The sequence below is a fragment of the Paenibacillus sp. FSL H3-0310 genome (assembly GCF_038002785.1).
GTDB classification, from domain to species: domain Bacteria; phylum Bacillota; class Bacilli; order Paenibacillales; family Paenibacillaceae; genus Paenibacillus_AQ; species Paenibacillus_AQ odorifer.
On record NZ_JBBODC010000001.1, the window covers coordinates 399,135 to 418,272 of the forward strand.

A 19,138-nucleotide genomic window follows, 5' to 3' on the forward strand; every position below is an offset into this window, starting at 1 on the left:
ATAAGAAATGAAAATTCAAAAGGATAAATATACGCGAATGCTTCATTGGATTGCCTATGTGGTCATTATTGGCTTATCGATCGCTTGCCTGCTGCCCTTTTTGCTAATTATCTCTGCATCTTTGACCAGCAATGAGTCCATTATTCGCGATGGCTATCATCTGATTCCGGCACAGTTCTCACTGGAGGGCTACAAGACGGTATTCATCTTCCCGGATGAGGTGCTGCGGGCATATGCGGTCACAGTCAGCACAACTGCGATTGGAACGGTAATGGGACTTTTTTTCATGACTATGGCGGGTTATGTACTGGCGCGTAAAGATTTCAAATATCGAAATAGCTTTTCCTTCTATATATACTTTACGACTTTGTTTGGGGGAGGACTTGTCCCTTGGTACATCATGATTACGAAATACCTCGGTTTGTTGGATTCCTATGCGGTACTGGTGCTTCCAGGTCTGATGACGCCATTTTTGATCATTTTAATGAAAAACTTCATCAAATCAGCAGTTCCTGAGGAATTGTTCGATTCTGGAAAAATAGACGGGGCTGGTGATTTCCGGATTTACTGGCAGATTGTACTCAAGCTTTCCATGCCGGGCATCGCTACAGTCGGTTTGTTTCTGGCTTTGTATTACTGGAATGACTGGTTCACCTCTTCACTGTTCATCAATGATACGCATAAATATCAGCTGCAGTTCTATCTGTACAATGTTATCAATTCAGCACAGTTTATCGCACAGATGGGGGCGGGAACCGGGGTGTCACTGGCTACGGAGGTCCCTGCTGAGTCTACCAAAATGGCGATGGCAATTGTCGTGACGGGACCTATTCTTTTTCTGTACCCGTTCGTTCAGCGTTATTTTGTCAAAGGCCTAACCATCGGCGCTGTAAAAGGTTAGAACCGCAACCTGCCCACTACCGGGTAAAGGTACAGTCGGCTAACATAGAAGCATAGTGAAAAGGGAGGATTCAGATGAATAAACAACGGGGCAAACGCATGTCTATTCTGCTTACGTCAGTACTGGGCATGACGCTACTGGCAGGCTGCGGGGGGAATTCTAATTCTGCAAACGGAGACCATGCGGCGGTAAAAGAGAGCAATAGCGGAGGAAACACAGCACAAAGTACGAACGCAGGGTCTGAGGAGAAGACCGGACTGGACACTTCCAAAAAGGTCGAGCTGCAATTCTATATGCTAGGCGATGCGCCGAAGGACCTCTCAAGCATTGAAGCGGAAATTAACAAAATGGCTGAAGAGGATCTGAATGCAACCGTTAAATTCAACTATACAACCTGGACAGATTGGGATCAGAAATATAAGCTGCTGCTGTCGTCGGGTCAATCAATCGATCTGATCTTCACTGCGGACTGGACACAATATCAGGCTTATGCGAAAAAGGGAGCTTTTTTAGCTATTGATGATCTGCTGCCTAAAGCTGCCCCGGAACTCCAGCAATTCGTACCACAGGAAATGTGGGATGCTGTGAAGATTGATGGCAAGATTTACACCGTTCCAGCGACTTATAAGGAGTATGTAACGAACGGCTTCGTATGGCGTGAGGATCTGCGCAAGAAATACAATCTGCCTCAGCCGACAGATCTGGCTAGCTATGAAGCATACATGGAAGGAATCAAGAAAAATGAACCTCAGATGTCGCCTGCTTCTTTTAACAGTGATGTAAGAGGTAACATTCATGATGTATATTCAACACTTACCGCACAGGTCGGCAGTCCCCTGCCTTATGGTATTGGTATTAAGTACGATGATCCTTCAAAAGCTTATCTGTATTGGGGCTCGGAGGAACATAAAGAAGAGCTGCTGACGATGAGACGCTGGCAGGAAAACGGATTGATTTCCAAAAACGTCCTGAACTTGAAGGATACCATCCAGGCTCCGATTATCGCGGGCAAGGCAGCAAGCATCTTCGGAGATAATCCGACTCGCTTCAACGATACGTTGATGAAGGTGAAAGCAGCACATCCGGATTGGGATCTAGGTTACTATCCTTATGGCAATACCATTGGTTATGCAACACCAGTTCATCCTATTCATAATGGTTTCGCCATTCCGAAGAGCAGCAAGAACCCTGAACGTGCACTGGCCTTCTATGAAAAAATGGTCATGGATAAACGTTATAATCAGCTGACACAATACGGTGTGGAAGGAAAGAACTATAAAATTGATGCGAACGGTTACTATGAACTTATTGGAGATGCTTCAACGAACGGTTTTACACGCGAGGGAATGAATGGCTGGGCCTGGCGGAATCCGGAGTTCATGCTATTTGATAAATCCTATGATGGTGTGAAGGAAATTTTCGCTGAGCTCGACAAAATTCAGAAGCCGGATATTTTCACAGGTTTTGCTGAGGATTATACCTCCTATCAGGCGGAAAAAGCAGCACTAGAGCAGGTGGAAAAGCAATACCTGTATCCATTGCAAGCTGGATTAGTAGAGGATGTTGATGCGGGTTTAGCCACCTTTATGGAAAAGGCTAAGCAAGCCGGCCTTGAGAAAATCCAGACCGAATATATCAAGCAATGGGATGCTTATGTGCAGGAGAAGGGTTTGAAATAAAACAGCAAGGGATGTTCCCTAAGCCAAATGGCAGGGAGCATCCCTTTTTTTGTGTTCTTTAACGTACTCAGATTTACGAGAAACGTTGACGGAATTCCCGTGGAGTGGTTCCTTCTATTCGAATAAAGCTGGAGCTGAAGTAAGGGGCCTGATTGAAGCCGACTTCCTCGGCTATACGGGCAATCGTGTAGCTAGTCTGCATCAGCAAAAGTTTACTTTGCTGAATCCGATAATGCAGCAGATATTCCATCGGCGCACAGCCGTATTCCTTCTTCATGCAACGAGCGATATATACAGGGTGAAAGCTTAGACTTTCCCCGAGCTGCTGCGCAGTGATATGCTCACGAAAATGGCTGCGTAAATAGGAGGCCGCTTGCTCTGCACATATTTTGGAGGGCGAGGGGCGCTCATGGCTGAGGGAGGCGGATAACTGCTGAATAACCTCCTGAAACAACAGCTGCTGCTGAAATGGAGTATCGCTTAAATGGGAATTAGGCACAAGCTGATTCAGCTGCGAGAGCAGCTCTTCCATCTTGGACGGCTGTAGCAGAGTTGTATATTGAGGCAAGCGTAAGCTAAACGGCCGGATATCAAATTCGTCAGATTGCAGGGAGTTCTCTATTTTGACGTTATCTTTCTCAAGCGCAGCAGCCGTATCCTCGGTCATATTCCAGTCGCCCACCGTTTGAAAATGCAGCCAATAATAAGAGGTGGATTCCTTGCAGCTATCCGTACTGAAATGATGGCTGTCTGGACGAAGCAAGAGCGCCTGACCCGCTTTTACTTGAAAAGGGAGACCGCCTTCACTCATATATAAACAGCCTTGTTTAACTACAAGCATATCGAACACCCGGGTATTATGGCGGCTCATATGATAATGGCCGGGGGAGAAAGTATGGAATCCGCTCACAATGTAGTACAGCAACGGAGGAACGGTGAAGTTCAAGATGTTCATGTCAGAAGCTCCTTTTAGTGAGGTTGGAATAATGTAATAATTGGTTTGAAATCTGTACCATCATCCAAAGTATATCATCTATAATTTAGTCTGACCTAATGAATAAAGATGTTATTTTTTAGGCTAAGTCTATAGGTATGGTTTACGAGGAGGGTTTGTATAGTGAAAAAAGAAAGACAGGGTTTTGGACTCTGGGTATTGGCTTGGCCTATATTTATAGAGGTATTTCTACAGACTCTGCTGGGTACGGTAGATACATTAATGGTCAGCCGTATCTCTGATGATGCAGTCGCCGTAGTCGGCATTTCCAATCAATTGTTCGGTGCATTGACCACACTTTTTACAACATTTGCGGGTGGAGCGGGGATTCTGATCGCACAGAGAATGGGCTCCAAACGTTTTGGTGAAGCGCGCACGATTGCTATTATGGGAGTATCGGTTAGCCTCGTGTTGGGGATTGTCGTGAGTATTGTGTTGTTTTTCTATGCGGGCCCTATTGGTGGGGTTCTAAATATAGCACCGGAACTATTATCACTTTCGAATGTCTATATCTCCTATGTCGGCGGTGGACTTTTTATGGTCGGGATGATCGCTTCCCTCGGTACCGCTATCCGGAACACAGGGAATACCAAAGGGCCGATGTACACAGGGATTATAATCAATGTCATCCATATAATTCTGAACTATATTTTTATATTTGGTGTATTCGGTCTGCCACAGCTAGGCCTTGCGGGCATCGCGATCTCCAGTATTGTCAGTAGACTGGTCGGAGTGATTATTCTCTATTCCTTATTCCGGCGTTCTTTCGAAATCAAGGTTAGACTTAGAGATTTCCGTATATTCAATGGGAAGCTGTTCAAGCAAATTCTGAAGATTGCCTGGCCGCTGGGGATCAATTCTTCCTGTTGGGTATTCTCCCAGCTTATTGTGTATTCCTTTCTGGCTGCACTTGGAGCCGAAGCGTTAGCAGCACGCACGTATCTTAACACCTTGGAGTCCTTTTGCTTCACGCTTGGTTATGCTTTTGCGCTGGCGGGGCAGATACAGATTGCTCATTTATTCGGAGCAGGCAAACTGAAAGAAGCTTACCGCAGTGCATATCGTACACTCTTCATTGGTTTGAGTATTGTGTCAGCTAACATGTTGTTATTATTCTTGTTCGGAAAACAGCTGCTCGGTTATTTCACATCTGATCCGAAAATTATTGCGATCGGGGTTTCTTTGTTAGCTCTAAATCTATTGCTCCAGCCCTCCAAAATGCTGAATATGGCCCTCGGCAACGCGCTGAATGCCATCGGGGATACGCGTTATACGATGTATACTTCCATCGTGTCTATGTCCCTCATTGGCGTGGGCTGCTCCTATTGGTTAGGAATCAGCGTCGGCTGGGGACTCATAGGTATCTATTGTTGTATGATAGCCGACGAATTGGTGAGAGGTTTGCTTGTTTTGGCGCGCTGGAGGGGGCGAAAGGTTCTCCGCCAAGCGGACACCGGCTTGAGTGAAGAGAATGCTTCACTACATGGAGCGGGGAAAAGAAGCGCCTCTTTAACCACATAAGCGGGACTCTATAAGCCCAGCTTGATGGGCAATGGAGTGGTTTTAGAGTAGGACGTTGTTTGTGGAGTAGTGTTTTTGTTTCGGCAGTAGGGTGGTAGTAGTGCTGCAGTAGTGCTGCAGTAGTGCGATAGTAGGGAGGCTGTGGGAGGGCGGTAGTGGGGTGGTTGCGGGCAGGCGGTAGGTAGGGCGGTTGCGGGAGGGATGACGTTGTGCTTTCGGACTCAGATGCCGCTATTTGCTAATTTAGAGCCTTTTCCGGTTAGTTTCGGACTGGAGGGGCGCTATTCCTTGTAAAATGGCTCATAATGGGGTCGTTTTGCACCAATAATGACTCTGGAGTCCGAAAGCGACTTTGAAAGCCCAAGTAACACCGTGCACCCAAGCGACAACGAGCACTTCAAGTAACATTAAGCATCCCGAGTAGCGTCGAGCACTTCAAGTAACATAGAGCAACTCTGTGGCTTTAAAAATTGATTAGTTTAGGGGCAGTAGGGCGGTTGCGGGAGGGCGTTGTGCTTTCGGACTCAGATGCCGCTATTTGCTAATTTAGAGCCTTTTCCGGATAGTTTCGGACTGGAGAGGCGCTATTCCTCGTAAAATGGCTCATAATGGGGTCGTTTTGCACCAATAGTGACTCTGGAGTCCGATAGCCCATGAAAAGAGGAGTTTGTGCGGAAATAACGGCTCTGGAGTCCGAAAGCGACTTTGAAAGTCCAAGTAACACCGTGCACCCAAGCGACAACGAGCACTTCAAGTAACATAGAGCAACTCTGTGACTTAAAAATTGATTAGTTTAGGGGCGGTAGGGCGGTTGCGGGAGGGAGGGCGTTGTGCTTTCGGACTCAGATGCCGCTATTTGCTAATTTAGAGCCTTTTCCGGATAGTTTCGGACTGGAGAGGCGCTATTCCTCGTAAAATGGCTCATAATGGGGTGATTTTGCGTCAATAGTGACACTGGTGAAGCTAGAATAAAAAGTGGACAGTAGTTAACAGACTGGCGATAATGAGTCCACGGAGGTGTGTTCACATGGGAGAACATCGACAACGGTATAACGAAGAATTTAAAAAACAGACAGTGCAGTTCATTCAAGAGCAAACAAAGACAGTGGGCGACTTGGCGGAAGAGCTCAACATCCCAAAAAGTACCCTGCATCAATGGATGAGCCAGTATCGAGAATTAAAGAATGAACCGGCAGCTAGCGTGGATCGAGTACGAGAACTCGAGGCACAGTTGAAAGAAATGAGCCGTCAACTTCAAGAAAAAGATAACAAGATTGCCGATGTGGAAGAGGAATTAGCGATCGTAAAAAAAGCAGTGCACATCTTCAGCAAACCAAGGAACTGAGATTCCAGTTTATTGAAAAACATCGCTCCGAGTTTCTCTTGGAGAAGATGTGCATGACCCTACATGTGTCACGGAGCGGGTACTACAAGTGGCGGACAGAAAAAAACAGTACGCATATGCTTCGTAAGGCTGCGATAATGAAGCGAATTCAGTATCATTTTACAGACCATCAAAAGCGGTATGGGAGTCCGAAGATCACCCGCCTGTTACATCAAGAAGGTTATACCGTTACCGAACGCACGGTGAGTGTGTACATGCGACATATGAAGCTTCGCTCCATTGTCTCCAAAACGTATCGGGTACAGACCACTGACTCCAATCATGACCATCCGATTGCCCCGAATACGCTGAACCAGCAATTTAAAATACTCAAACCCAATTCAGTATGGGTTACCGACATTACGTACATTCCTTGCCGGGGAGGGCGCTTGTACCTGGCTAGTGTGATGGACCTTTGCACGCGCGAAATCGTGGGGTGGCGTTTGGAGAACCATATGGAAACTAGCTTGATTTCGGGCGCTTTACAAGATGCCTACGAAGCTAAACAACCGGAAAAGGGTCTATTACATCACTCCGATAGAGGTTCTCAATATACTTCTCATGAATACACGAAGCAGTTGAAAGCGTATGGCATGGAGTCCAGCATGAGCCGCAGAGGTAACTGTTATGATAACGCCTGTATCGAGTCGTGGCACAGCATTTTGAAAAAGGAGCTCATTTATTGTAATCCACGATTCAAAACTAAGGAGCAAGCCTACCAGACACTTTTTCAATATATTGAGTTTTACTATAACCGCAAGCGAATGCATGGCGCGCTGGGGTATCTTTCTCCAGTTCGTTTTGCTGAGCAATTGACTAGAATGTCTGTTGCGTGACTGTCCACTTTCTTGACAGAGGTCCATCCAGTCCGATAGCTTATGAAAAGAGACGTTTGTGCGGAAATAACGGCTCTGGAGTCCGAAAGCGACTTTGAAAGTCCAAGTAACACCGTGCACCCAAGCGACAACGAGCACTCCAAGTAACATCAAATTTGCTGATGCTTTTTTGAAAGAGGTTACCTCATGAGTAATTACTTCTGTGAGGGCCTCTTTTTTATGCGCGTATAAAGTTTAAGTTTGACGGTCCTCAAATTTGATTATTCATTCATATAGAGTTTGATTCTATGATATAAATGAGGTAGCCTTTATAGAATGGGTAGCCGTTATATAAATACATGTCAGTGAAGGGTTTGAGGGAAATGTTGTTGTCAAAATGGAGAGGGTTTTCGTTACTAGGGCTGCTCTTAATGCTTGTACTATTATCAGGCTGTTCTAAAGGAACAGCGCATGTCACAGTGAATAAGAATGGAAGCGTAGATTTTGCAGTGAATATGAAAGTGAATTCGCGGGCAGAAGCGTTGATTAGCGGAAAAATGGAAGATGCTCTGGTAAACAAACTTAAAGATCAGGGGATTGAGCTAGAGAAAAGCCAAGATGGAAAATCTACAGTCTATGAATTCATGAAATCTTATGCCTCTTTTGAGGAAATGAAAGCACTCTCTGGTGACTTGGATATTGTGGACCTGAAATTAGATACCAAAGATTATTGGTTTTATACCAAATATGATGTTGAGGCGAAGCCCAAATTAAATAGTTACATAGACACCATAATGGATAATATGGGATCGCTCAGCTTATCGAAGCCGATTATTCGGGCGTTTTTGCAAAACATGGCTTTCGACTTTAAATTAACGTTACCTGTGGATTTATATGGAGACAATAATGCAAATGTGGAGGACGGCAGAACCCTTACTTGGAATGTTACACTAGCGGATACAGAGCCAATTCAAATGCAGGTTTATGTGCCTAATGTATGGAATATCGTGATTGTGCTTATCATTTTAGTGGTGGTTATTGTAACTGCGATTATATTGTTTGTCAGAAAAAGAAAGCAGCGTAATAGAAAACGTTTCTAAGTGGGTTCGTAAGGTTTAGGAAGTGCCGGGAAGCTAAGATGCTTTACCGGCCTTCTTTACTTTTTAGCAGGCACAGAGTTATAATTAGTACCAAGTACTAATATCAGATACTAAATGAAGAGGTGATTGGAATGACAGGTGCAAAAATTACCGCTATCGGAACCTATGTCCCAGCCAAAAGACTGACTAATGCCGATCTGGAGCAGATCGTAGATACAAATAATGAATGGATTGTACAACGGACCGGAATCCGTGAGCGCCGAATTAGTAGGCAGGATGAGTATACAAGTGATTTATGTGCAGCAGCTGTGCAGGATCTTATGACTCGTTATGGAAAAAGCGTTCAGGATGTCGATATGGTCCTGGTAGCTACGAGCACACCTGACTTTTCCTTTCCCTCAGTAGCTTCTTTGATTCAAAATCGTTTTAACATTCCACAGACTGCGGGTGCTATGGATTTGAGCGCAGCATGCGCGGGTTTTGTCTATGCACTGCATACTGCTCACAGTTATGTGGCTTCAGGAATGCATCGTAAGGTCCTGGTTATTGGTGCGGATACGATCTCCAAGATTACGGATTATACTGACCGCAGTACATGTATTCTTTTTGGGGACGGAGCGGGAGCTGTACTTGTGGAAAGTGATGAGCAGTCGACGGGATTTTTGGGCTTCCAGCTGGCAAGATGGCGGTGGGGCACATCATGTGTACCGTACGGGGCTTGCCCATACTGTAAACAATATTGAGCTGGTAGATACACAAATGCTGGTACAGAACGGACGTGAAGTGTTTCGCTGGGCGGTCAGAACGGTTCCTTTAGGTGTGCAACAGCTGCTTGAAAAAGCGGAGGTAACTCTGGAGGAAGTAGACTGGTTTATTCCACACAGCGCTAATATGCGCATGATTGAGCCAATTTGTGAGCGATTAAATTATCCGCTGGAGCAGGTGCTGCACAGTCTTATGAATTTCGGCAATACTTCTGCTGCCACGATTCCTTTAGGACTCGATTTGGGCATCCGCGAGGGTAAAGTACAAAATGGACAAAAGATCCTGATGTATGGTTTTGGTGCCGGATTGACCCAGGCGGGGCAATTGATTGAGTTGAATTTGGATCATCAGGTAGGGATACCTACTCCATATTAAGAGGTGGAATTTGGCGAGTTGATGTCCAATGAATGTTTATAACGAAACGTTTCGGTTAATCAAAAAAAGACAACGCCGTTTGCGGAAACCCGCTTACCTTGGCTGTTGTCTTTTTTTTGATTACTGAGTATTTAATTGACTGCCACAGGATTCACGTACAATAAGCACAGGCTCCACTACAAACGATCCACCGCCAGACTGATTGTTAATCAAGTCATAGAGCATATGAGCAGCGAGGATGCCAAGCCGTTCTTTGTTCTGGCGGATGGTCGACAGTTTTGGACTGGTATATTTACAGGCTTCAATGTCGTCACAACCGATAATTGCAATATCTTCAGGAACGCTGAGGCCGTGTTCTTTCAAAGCCCGGATGGCTCCCAGAGCCAGCAAGTCAGAAGCCGCAAAAATGGCTTTTGGTAAATTTCCGGCTTGAATTAATTGCTGCATAGCCGTATAACCGCTGGGCTCAAAGAAATCGTCGCCATGAACAAACCACTGACGGTTCAAAGTGAGGCCGAAGCTTTCAATAGCTTTGACATATCCAGATTCCCGCAAGTTAGAAATATCTGAATCCGCTGCACTTCCGATAAATCCAAGCTCTCTATAGCCAAGTAGATAAAAATGCTCCACGACCTTGGAAGAAACCTGAAAGTTATCTGACATCACAAAGCCAGATTTTTTGCCCTTTAGCTCAAGGTCGACCCCGATACAAGGAATACTGCTCATATCCAGATCGCGGATGGTAGGCTCCATCTTTTGCCCGGAAATAATGACACATCCATCCACATTAAAATGAACAGATCGAGCGAAATAATCGCCGCTGCTGATGAATTTCTCGTTGGAAAAGAAAATGAGATCGTAGCCCAGAACGCCCATCTGCTTTTTAAAGGAATTTAGCACTTCTACGAAAAAGGGATGGGTAAATTCGACATTAAGCTCGCCAGCAAAAATAACCCCGATCAGATTCGACTTCTTAGTTGCGAGTGTCTTGGCGGAGTTGGAAGGTGAATATCCGGTTTGTTCGATGATCTCCAAAACTCTTTGCTTGGTTTTTTCGGAAACATCGCTGTAATTGTTCATAATTTTCGAAACAGTCGAGACAGAAACGCCGGCCATTTCGGCAATCATTTTGATATTCATAGTTAATAAAGCCACCCTCCGCTAAATAGTTGAAATTTGAGAAAAAGACTGTTCTAGAGCGGTTATTTGCGAGTTATTATGAATAGGGTGAATGAAAATTCAATTATTTTCAGTCTATTATTATTGCCGAAACAAGTCAAATATATATTTCACTATGCAGATTTATTCAAAATAATCTATGTAAAAAAATTCAAAATTATATCTTTACAAAAATAGAAAACTAAGCAACAATAGCATTGTCGAAACCGATTTCGATTTTTCGCTTGAATTACGAATATTACGAAATTCGAGGAGTGATGTTTAGGATGAAAAGGAATTTCACAGCAGCGCTTGCTGCTATGCTCCTTGTCACCGGGCTGCTATCACCGGTTGGGAGCATGAATGCTTCAGCGGCAACGAAAGTGGAAAATGAACCAATCAATGGATTGAAAGCGTTTACCGATGTATCTCCAAGTCATTGGGCCGCAGGCCATTACAGCGTTGGAGCGCAAATGGGATCATAAGCGGATATGACGACGGGTCGTTTCGTCCGGGTAAGGAAGTCACGAAGGCAGAATTCGCAGCTATTATGAATCGTATATTTAATTATCAGGAGCAATCGGATAAGGTTCCCGCTGATGTCCAGGCTACAGACTGGTATAAAAATGATATAGCCAAAGGGATTGCAGCTGGATATTTAAGCAGTGATCAGAAGAACAATATTTATCCTTCAAAAGCACTTTCGCGCGCGGAGGCGGCGTTAGCATTGGAGAAAGTGTTTCGTTTCAATGCAGACAAAAGCAGTACAGCAGCATTCACCGATCTGAACGGAGTCAGCGATGAAACCGCAAAAGCAATAGCTGTTCTATCGAGTGCAGGTTTTGTAAAAGGATATCCTGGAGGTTTGTTTAAGCCAGATGGTGGGATCACCCGTGCAGAGTTAGCTCAGTTGGCTGATCGAATGGTTTCGGGACTCCTCCTGAAATCAGGAGAGACTTCACTAGGAACAGTTAAGGGCAATGTAGTCATTAATCGGGCTGATGTGATTCTTAAAGACACGGTCATCCAAGGTAATCTTTATCTAACCGAGGGGATAGCTGACGGGAATGCAAAGCTTGAAGGTGTAAAGGTAACAGGGACTACTTTTGTACGGGGAGGCGGCGAGCAAAGTATCGGCTTATACCATACTTCTCTTGGACTGCTTCAAGTAGCCAAGCCTAATGGTAAGGTTCGGATTTATGCCAGCGGGTCGACAGCTGTGGGTACAGTGCAGCTGCTATCTGGGGCAATCTTAGAAGAAAGCAGCGATCTTACCGGGGCAGGGTTTGGGGATGTTGAGATGAATGTCGTTCCTCACAATATTTCGCTTCGCGGAACATTTGCAGCGGTTCGTTCGGCAGACTCAGCAGTCAGCGGTTCTTTGTTAAGAATCCTTGGAACTGTCGGCAGCCTTACACTGGGAAGTCCGACCCAATTAACATTGGAGAACAATTCACAAGTGGCGGCACTAATCCTATCTGCGAGCGCTGGAGGTACAGCAATTCAAGGCAGCGGTAGCGTAACCACAATAGATAACAAAGCCGATGGAGTAACGATTGGCGGTGTAGCATTAAAAAAAGGAAACACTGGCAAAACAACATTGCCAATAGCAAGCTCAGCGCCAAGCAGTTCGGGGAATGTAGGTCCAATATCGACACCAAACTCCACACCTGAAGCAACGGCGGCACCTACGGCAACTGCTACGCCAACCGAAACACCAACAGCAACGCCAACACCAACCGAAACACTGACACCAACACCAACACCAACACCAACACCAACACCAACACCAACAGCCACACCGACACCGACACCAACAGCCACACCGACACCAACATCAACACCGACACTAACACCGACACCAACAGCCACACCGACACCAACAGCCACACCGACACCAACACCAACACCAACACCAACACCAACACCAACGCTAACACCAACACCAACACCAACACCAACACCAACACCAACACCAACACCAACACCAACACCAACACCAACACCAACGCCAACACCCACAGCCACGCCAACACCAACCACTGATCCGTGGACACTGGTTTGGGGGGATGAGTTTGATGATGGAGACATTGATGCCACAAAGTGGACCTATGACCTTGGAGATGGATCGCAATACAACAATCCAGGTTGGGGAAACAATGAGAAGCAGTGGTATACCAACGATGAGAAGAATGTAAAGGAACAGGACGGTAACCTGATTATTACGGCCCACAAAGAAGAAAAAGCTGGCAAACAATATACTTCTACACGGATTAAGACTAAAGGGTTGTTTAGTAAGAAATATGGGAAATTTGAAATTCGGGCCAAAGCACCTACTGGAAAAGGGTACTGGCCGGCGATCTGGATGCTGCCGGAGAACGATGTGTACGGGACTTGGGCTGCTTCCGGTGAGCTTGATATTATGGAAGGCTGGGGCAGTCGTCCAGACACGGTAGCGGGGACGATTCATTACGGCGGTATGGCGCCGAACAATGTATACTCCGGCAAAGAATATGTATTTCCGGATAACGCTACGATTGAGCAGTTCCATACGTACTCTATTGAGTGGGAGCCGGGCGAAATTCGCTGGTATGTGGATGGTGATTTATATTCGACCAAAAATGACTGGTACAGCATCAGCAATGGGCAGCCTGCCAATAATGTGTATCCAGCGCCGTTTAATCAGAAGTTCCATTTGCTGATGAATCTGGCCGTAGGCGGTAACTTTGATGGTGATCCGACTAGCGAAACCGTATTTCCAAAATCGATGGAGATTGATTACGTTAGAGTCTACGAGCTGACAGGTCGTGAGTACCGCGAGCCTATTCCAGTTACACTGGAGAAGGAAGCCTATCCAGAAGGCTCCAAGCTTGCACTGGCAGACGGCAACATGGTCTATAACAACAATTATTCGGAGCAGGTGCCGGGGGATGGCGGTATGGGAATCCCAAATACCGCACATTGGGCACTTTATAAAGAAGCAGGGGCTGAAGCTACGGTTTCTACCGTTCCTATTGGGGAGCGCAATTATGTGAAGGTAGATATCAGCAGTGGGGGCGGGAATTTTTATTCGATTCAACCCCAAGCTATCGTATCTATAGCTAAAGGCAGGTTCTATAAACTCAGCTTCGATGCCAAAACCGATATGTCCCGCAGTATGAGCGTCCGGTTAACAGGTGGAGAATCTCGTGGATTTGCAGCGTATTCTCCATCGCTTAAGGTAGATCTAACTTCAGCGATGACGCATTACGAAACGATGTTTCAAATGAAGGAGAACTCAGATATTGCTGCACGCGTCGAGTTCAACGTGGGTACCAATACTTCACCGGTATGGTTTGGTAATGTCAGATTAGAAGAGATTGAGAATATTCAATTCCCGCATGATAGTGCGAAGGAACCGCTGGCCAACGGTAATCATCTGTACAATGGTACTTTCGATATTGGGGAACCCAATCGGATGAGTTATTGGCATACGGAAGCAGCTGGTGGTGCCACGGTAGAATCAAGCGTTAATGACGCTGGCCAGTTAAAGCTGCAGATTGGCGGCAGTGAAAATGGTGAGGTTCGGTTACTTCAGAAGGGAATTCAGCTCATTCAAGGGCAGGACTACGAGGTTACCTTCAATGCTTCAGTCTCCTCTGCACGCACAGGAACGGTCCAACTACTAGGAAAAGACGGCAGTGTACAGGCAGAACAACCGGTTAACTTAAGCGAAGGTGAGCAAAAAATTAAAGCCACCTTTATCAATCTTAGAGGTGCAACCGATCATGAAGGACAATTCGTATTATTGTTAAACGGGGCAGCGGATACAGTCGTTCTGGATAACTTCCAGATGATACGTACTAGCTTCTATTTTGATCCATCGCTAATATATTACCCGCTCCTGAATGGTGAATTTAACTTTGGGTTTAGCGCCTGGGACCGCCTGTTGACAGAGCAGGGTGGTCAGAGCAGCGCTACGGTTGCAGATGGAGCAGCGAAATTTAGCATTACGAATACTGGCAGTCAGGCTTATTCTGTAATGTTGTTTCAGAACAACTTGAAAGCTGCTGCTGGAATGGATTATGTGGTTGAATTTGATGCCAGTTCAACCGTAATCCGCAAAATCGGGGTGAACGTAGAAAATGGTACGTATCAGGCCTCGTTCAGCAATATTCTGGAGGTAACGCCGGAGACGAATCATTACAGATTCGAATTCCGGCAAGGCAGCAAGGATACATTGTCTCTTAAATTCCTGCTTGGGAAGGTTGAGGGGATTAGTATTCCTCAAAACCATGATATTATCATTGACAATGTGAAATTTGAGATCAAAAATGCACCGGCCAAACCGCAGGAGCTGCTGAGCGACAGCAGTAATAACAGAGTTTCGCAGCCGATTGAGCTTACTTTTATCGACAATGCAAATTGGCGGAATCAAATCATGGCGGTAAAGGTTAACGGTACAACACTTAATGCAGAGCAGTACACTATTGAACCGGGAAAAATCACAATTGAAGCAGCAGTATTTCCGGCAGAAGGAAGTTATACCATTACTGTTGAGGCTGAACATTATGTTACTGCAACTGTCGCGCAGACTATTCTAGCTAATGATAACAATCTAGTCATCAATGGTTCGTTTGGCAGCGATAAGACGGGCTGGACTACATGGTCCGGAGAAGGTGGCGTCTCCGCGTTTAATGTGAAGGATGGCGTAGCTGAAATCCTGATTACGTCGGCCGGATGGGAAGCGTGGCATACACAATTTTTCCAAGAGGGTATTCCACTGGAGGGCGGAAAAACATATGAGGTGAGCTTCAAAGCAAAATCAACGGTTCCGCGCCAAATTGTGTTAGAATACTCCAATACTTCAGCTGCTTCCGCGCAAGCTAAGTTTGATATTCATGCGGATTGGGCTACTTATACAGCACAATTTACGGTGTCGAACAGCAACCCGCTGAAGCTTAATTATCTGATCGGCAAAACGCTGGGCGCTGATCCTGCGGCTAACAGTACACCGCATACGATTTCTTTTGACGATATTGTGGTCAGGGAGGTACAAGGGGGTCCACCAGTAACACCGCCAAGCGGTACCCTGGATAATGGAACCTTCGATGTAGATGCAACGGGCTGGAGCCAGTATTTTGACGGAATCGGAACTGCTTCTGTTCAAGAGGGGGAATTTGCTATCAACTTAACAGGTACCGGGCAAGCCCCTTATAGCGCACAGGTGGATTACGAAAATCTCAAGCTCGTTCAGGGAAAGACGTACACCTTGAAGTTTAAAGCTCGTTCTACAGTAAACCGCAATATTCAGGTAGCTGTGGAGCATAAGGGCGGGGACTACACCAAATATATGGAAGCTGAGCTTGTAGCCTTGACCCAGAATATGGACGAATACAGCTACACTTTTACCATGAATGGGGCAACAGACGCTGGTGTTCATCTGGTGTTTTTGCTAGGGCTTATAGATGGGAATAGTACGGAGACGAATAGTGAAATTAGCGCGGGCAGTACAATTTATTTAGATGATGTAAGCTTGATCGAAGGGTAAACGAGAAAAAACGGCAGTGTTTTCCTTTTTACAGGAGCACTGTCGTTTTTTTGTGTGTTTTTTGTGGGTTTGACTTAAGTTTCTTTAGGGATAAATTCAAAAATTTTGCCACTCTCAAAAGATTCTATTAGTTTCAGCAACCAGCGGTAGTAGTTAATGGATTCAGTTATTTTTTCTTCATCTGTATTTAAGAGCTGCATAAGTTTACTATCGTCACTATACTCTTTTTTCATATCGTTAATTTCTGCAAGTGATTTCGCTAGTGAGATCATATTACCTTCGACGGCTTTTCTCCATTTAATAGAGAAGTAATCACTGAAGTTCTGATGCCAGTCAGGCACAGTGGTGAACAAGTCTTTGCGCGTCCCTCTCCCCCATACTTTGTCGATCATTTTCAGATCTAGAAGGGTACGGACTCCCGTACTCATGGACGTTTTACTCATTCCCATTGTTTTACTGAGTTCATCCAGTGTCACTGGACCTTGATTGAAGTACATATAACCGTATAAATGTCCAATAGACAAGGTAATGCCATACAGATCCATGTTTTTGCCGATAGAATCGATCACACGTTCACGGGCTTTACTAATCTTCTCTATTTGTTCGGGCGTAAGCCCTTCTAAATCGTTCATGATGTCCCTCCTGAGGAATAGGTCGATAGACTGCAACCTTATACAATGTATTGTAATCAAATCCCCCTCCATAAGTAAAGAATTCATGAAGAAAGGAATTTGGCGTAAAACAGAGTATTCCATACATAAAGTTCATAAAGTTAAAACTGTACACTAAATTTTATCCGTATATGGTGTTTGCATGAATTTTCAATAGTCCGGTAAACTACTATAAGTGAACTAAACCCGGATAACATTTCGGGAGAAGGAGGACGGCATGGCTATTATAGAGGTGAAACAACTAACCAAAGTATTCGGTCATGATGCGGGACGCGCGATTCCTTTATTAGAGCAAGGGATGTCGAAGGAAAAAATTGCTCAGGAATTGAAGTTGACAGTCGGAGTCAACAAAGCCGAATTCAGCATTGAAGAAGGAGAAATATTCGTCATTATGGGTTTGTCCGGCAGCGGTAAGTCGACGCTGGTTCGTTTGTTGAACCGCTTGATTGAGCCTACAGGGGGGCAAGTTCTTTTTAAAGGGAAAGATGTTGTGAAAATGAATCCGGAGCAGCTGCGCCAATTCAGACGGAAGAACATCGGCATGGTGTTTCAGAAGTTCGCATTATTTCCACATCGAAGCGTACTGGAGAATGCAGCATACGGGCTTGAAGTTCAGGGCGTAGATAAAAAGAAAAGAACTGAACTGGCAACAGAAGCCTTGCATCTGGTAGGTCTGAAAGGTTGGGAGAATCATCGTCCTGATCAACTCAGTGGAGGGATGCAGCAGCGTGTTGGACTGGCACGGGGCCTTGCTAACGACCCGGATATCCTGCTTATGGATGAGGCATTTAGTGCACTGGATCCGCTTATTCGTAAAGACATGCAGCAAGAGCTGCTGGAATTACAGGCCAGAGTGAAGAAGACCATCGTGTTTATCACTCATGATCTAGACGAAGCTTTGCGGATTGGAGATCGGATCGCACTGATGAAGGACGGAGTCATTGTGCAAATTGGTACACCGGAAGAAATCCTCATCCAACCTGCCAATAAATATGTAGAGCGATTCGTGGAGGATGTGGACTTGTCCAAGGTGTTGACTGCAGCTCATGTAATGCGTCAGCCGGAAACAGTCAGACCTGAACGCGGGCCTCGGGTAGCGCTTCAATTAATGCGTGACAGTGGTATATTCAGTCTGTATGTAGTGGACAAGGAAAATAAGCTTCTGGGTGTTATTACAGCTGAGGATGCCCTTAAGGCACTGAATGATAATAAATCTATTCTGGAAGTAACGCGGAGAGAAATCCCACGTGTTCAACCGGAAACGCTACTCAATGATTTCTTTGAATTAATATCTGAGACACATTTGCCTGTAGCCGTCGTAGATGAAGCGGATAAATTGAAGGGTATTGTGATTAAAGGAGCCGTTCTTTCCGCACTCGCCGGCAACGCGGTACCGGAAGGAGGATTATAATGGACATTCCTAAACTGCCTTTGGGAAAGGCACTCGAGTGGTTGGAAAATTGGCTGACGACTTATTGTGGGCCCCTGTTTGACTTCATCCATTCGATTATCGGTGGTATGGTGGCTGGCATTGAAAATGCACTTACCTTCCTGCCAGCATTAGTACTTATCGTGCTTATTGCAGCTTTGTCTTATTGGATCGGTAAATGGCGCATGGCACTATTTGCGGTCATTGGGCTGCTTCTGATTGATAATCTTGGATTATGGGGACCTTCTATGCAGTCCTTGGCCCTTGTTCTAACCGCCTCGATATTGGCTGTAGTAATTGGTGTGCCGATTGGTATTTTATGTGCGCAGAGAAATACCGTTAGAAATATAGTTACGCCTATTTTGGACTTTATGCAGACGATGCCGGCTTTTGTATATTTATTGCCAGCAGTATCCTTTTTCTCATTGGGCGTAGTTCCAGGGGTTATTGCTTCGATTATTTTTGCAATTCCGCCAACGATTCGCTTGACCAATCTCGGAATTCGTCAGGTTTCGGAGGAACTGGTGGAGGCAGCAGATGCTTTCGGATCGACACCTACTCAGAAATTAGTTAAATTGCAGCTTCCAATCGCTTTACCAACAATTATGGCAGGTGTGAACCAGACCATTATGTTGTCACTGTCAATGGTTGTTATCTCATCGATGATTGGTGCACAGGGCGTGGGTGCCTATGTATACCGTGCGGTATCACAGGCTAAGACAGGAGACGGATTCGAAGCAGGGATTGCGATCGTTATTATCGCCATTCTGCTGGACCGTTTGACACAGAACGCACTAAAACCAAAACAAAGATAGG

Annotated in this window: 13 protein-coding genes and 1 pseudogene; 11 read left to right on the top strand and 3 right to left on the bottom strand. The window is 45.4% G+C overall.

Translation table 11 applies throughout. From position 1 onward, the window contains the following. Positions 1-7 precede the first annotated feature (7 nt). Together MHH63_RS01950 and MHH63_RS01955 are read left to right on the top strand one after the other, a co-directional pair. Positions 8-901 carry a carbohydrate ABC transporter permease gene (locus MHH63_RS01950; protein ID WP_036685379.1) on the top strand — a complete coding sequence of 298 codons (894 nt, stop codon included), beginning with the start codon at positions 8-10 and terminating at the stop codon, positions 899-901. Positions 902-969: 68 nt separating this feature from the next. After that, entirely contained in the window at positions 970-2,580 is a 1,611-nt protein-coding gene (locus tag MHH63_RS01955) for an extracellular solute-binding protein (protein ID WP_341171984.1), read from the top strand. Between the two features lie 73 nt (positions 2,581-2,653). Here MHH63_RS01955 and MHH63_RS01960 read toward each other — a convergent pair whose 3' ends face one another. Further along, positions 2,654-3,535, bottom strand: a complete 882-nt coding sequence (locus MHH63_RS01960; RefSeq protein WP_076302405.1) for an AraC family transcriptional regulator — start codon at positions 3,533-3,535, stop codon at positions 2,654-2,656. 159 nt (positions 3,536-3,694) lie between these two features. Between MHH63_RS01960 and MHH63_RS01965 the strand changes: the two genes are divergently transcribed. From MHH63_RS01965 to MHH63_RS01985, 5 genes and pseudogenes are all read left to right on the top strand, one after another. Next, positions 3,695-5,095, top strand: coding sequence for an MATE family efflux transporter (locus MHH63_RS01965; RefSeq protein WP_405169625.1), 1,401 nt, complete (start codon positions 3,695-3,697; stop codon positions 5,093-5,095). A 1,027-nt stretch (positions 5,096-6,122) separates the two neighbouring features. Beyond that, entirely contained in the window at positions 6,123-6,440 is a 318-nt protein-coding gene (locus tag MHH63_RS01970) for a transposase (RefSeq protein ID WP_036683594.1), read from the top strand. Between the two features lie 11 nt (positions 6,441-6,451). After that, on the top strand, positions 6,452-7,315 hold the full coding sequence (locus MHH63_RS01975) for an IS3 family transposase (RefSeq protein ID WP_341171985.1): 864 nt from the start codon (positions 6,452-6,454) through the stop codon (positions 7,313-7,315). A 410-nt stretch (positions 7,316-7,725) separates the two neighbouring features. Next, on the top strand, positions 7,726-8,394 hold the full coding sequence (locus MHH63_RS01980) for a DUF3153 domain-containing protein (protein WP_076193402.1): 669 nt from the start codon (positions 7,726-7,728) through the stop codon (positions 8,392-8,394). A 131-nt stretch (positions 8,395-8,525) separates the two neighbouring features. Then, positions 8,526-9,534 (top strand): annotated as a pseudogene (locus MHH63_RS01985) (ketoacyl-ACP synthase III). Positions 9,535-9,654: 120 nt separating this feature from the next. Here MHH63_RS01985 and MHH63_RS01990 read toward each other — a convergent pair. After that, positions 9,655-10,674, bottom strand: coding sequence for a LacI family DNA-binding transcriptional regulator (locus tag MHH63_RS01990; RefSeq protein ID WP_076128026.1), 1,020 nt, complete (start codon positions 10,672-10,674; stop codon positions 9,655-9,657). Positions 10,675-10,979: 305 nt separating this feature from the next. Here MHH63_RS01990 and MHH63_RS01995 point away from each other — a divergent pair, with 305 nt between their 5' ends. Further along, complete coding sequence (locus MHH63_RS01995) at positions 10,980-11,177, top strand: hypothetical protein (RefSeq protein ID WP_341171166.1); 198 nt, start codon at positions 10,980-10,982, stop codon at positions 11,175-11,177. Between the two features lie 65 nt (positions 11,178-11,242). Next, positions 11,243-16,222 carry a carbohydrate binding domain-containing protein gene (locus MHH63_RS02000; RefSeq protein WP_341171167.1) on the top strand — a complete coding sequence of 1,660 codons (4,980 nt, stop codon included), beginning with the start codon at positions 11,243-11,245 and terminating at the stop codon, positions 16,220-16,222. Positions 16,223-16,296: 74 nt separating this feature from the next. On the opposite strand, the gene MHH63_RS02005 is transcribed toward MHH63_RS02000, so the two are convergent. Then, positions 16,297-16,854, bottom strand: a complete 558-nt coding sequence (locus tag MHH63_RS02005; RefSeq protein WP_036685364.1) for a GbsR/MarR family transcriptional regulator — start codon at positions 16,852-16,854, stop codon at positions 16,297-16,299. A 256-nt stretch (positions 16,855-17,110) separates the two neighbouring features. On the opposite strand from MHH63_RS02005, the gene MHH63_RS02010 reads away from it, so the two are divergent. Both MHH63_RS02010 and MHH63_RS02015 read left to right on the top strand, forming a co-directional pair. Next, a complete protein-coding gene (locus MHH63_RS02010) occupies positions 17,111-18,304 on the top strand; it encodes a quaternary amine ABC transporter ATP-binding protein (protein ID WP_036685362.1) in 1,194 nt (397 codons plus the stop codon). Next, a complete protein-coding gene (locus tag MHH63_RS02015) occupies positions 18,304-19,137 on the top strand; it encodes an ABC transporter permease (RefSeq protein ID WP_076099393.1) in 834 nt (277 codons plus the stop codon). Before MHH63_RS02010 ends, MHH63_RS02015 begins: the two co-directional genes overlap by 1 nt. The last annotated feature ends 1 nt before the right edge of the window (position 19,138 follow it).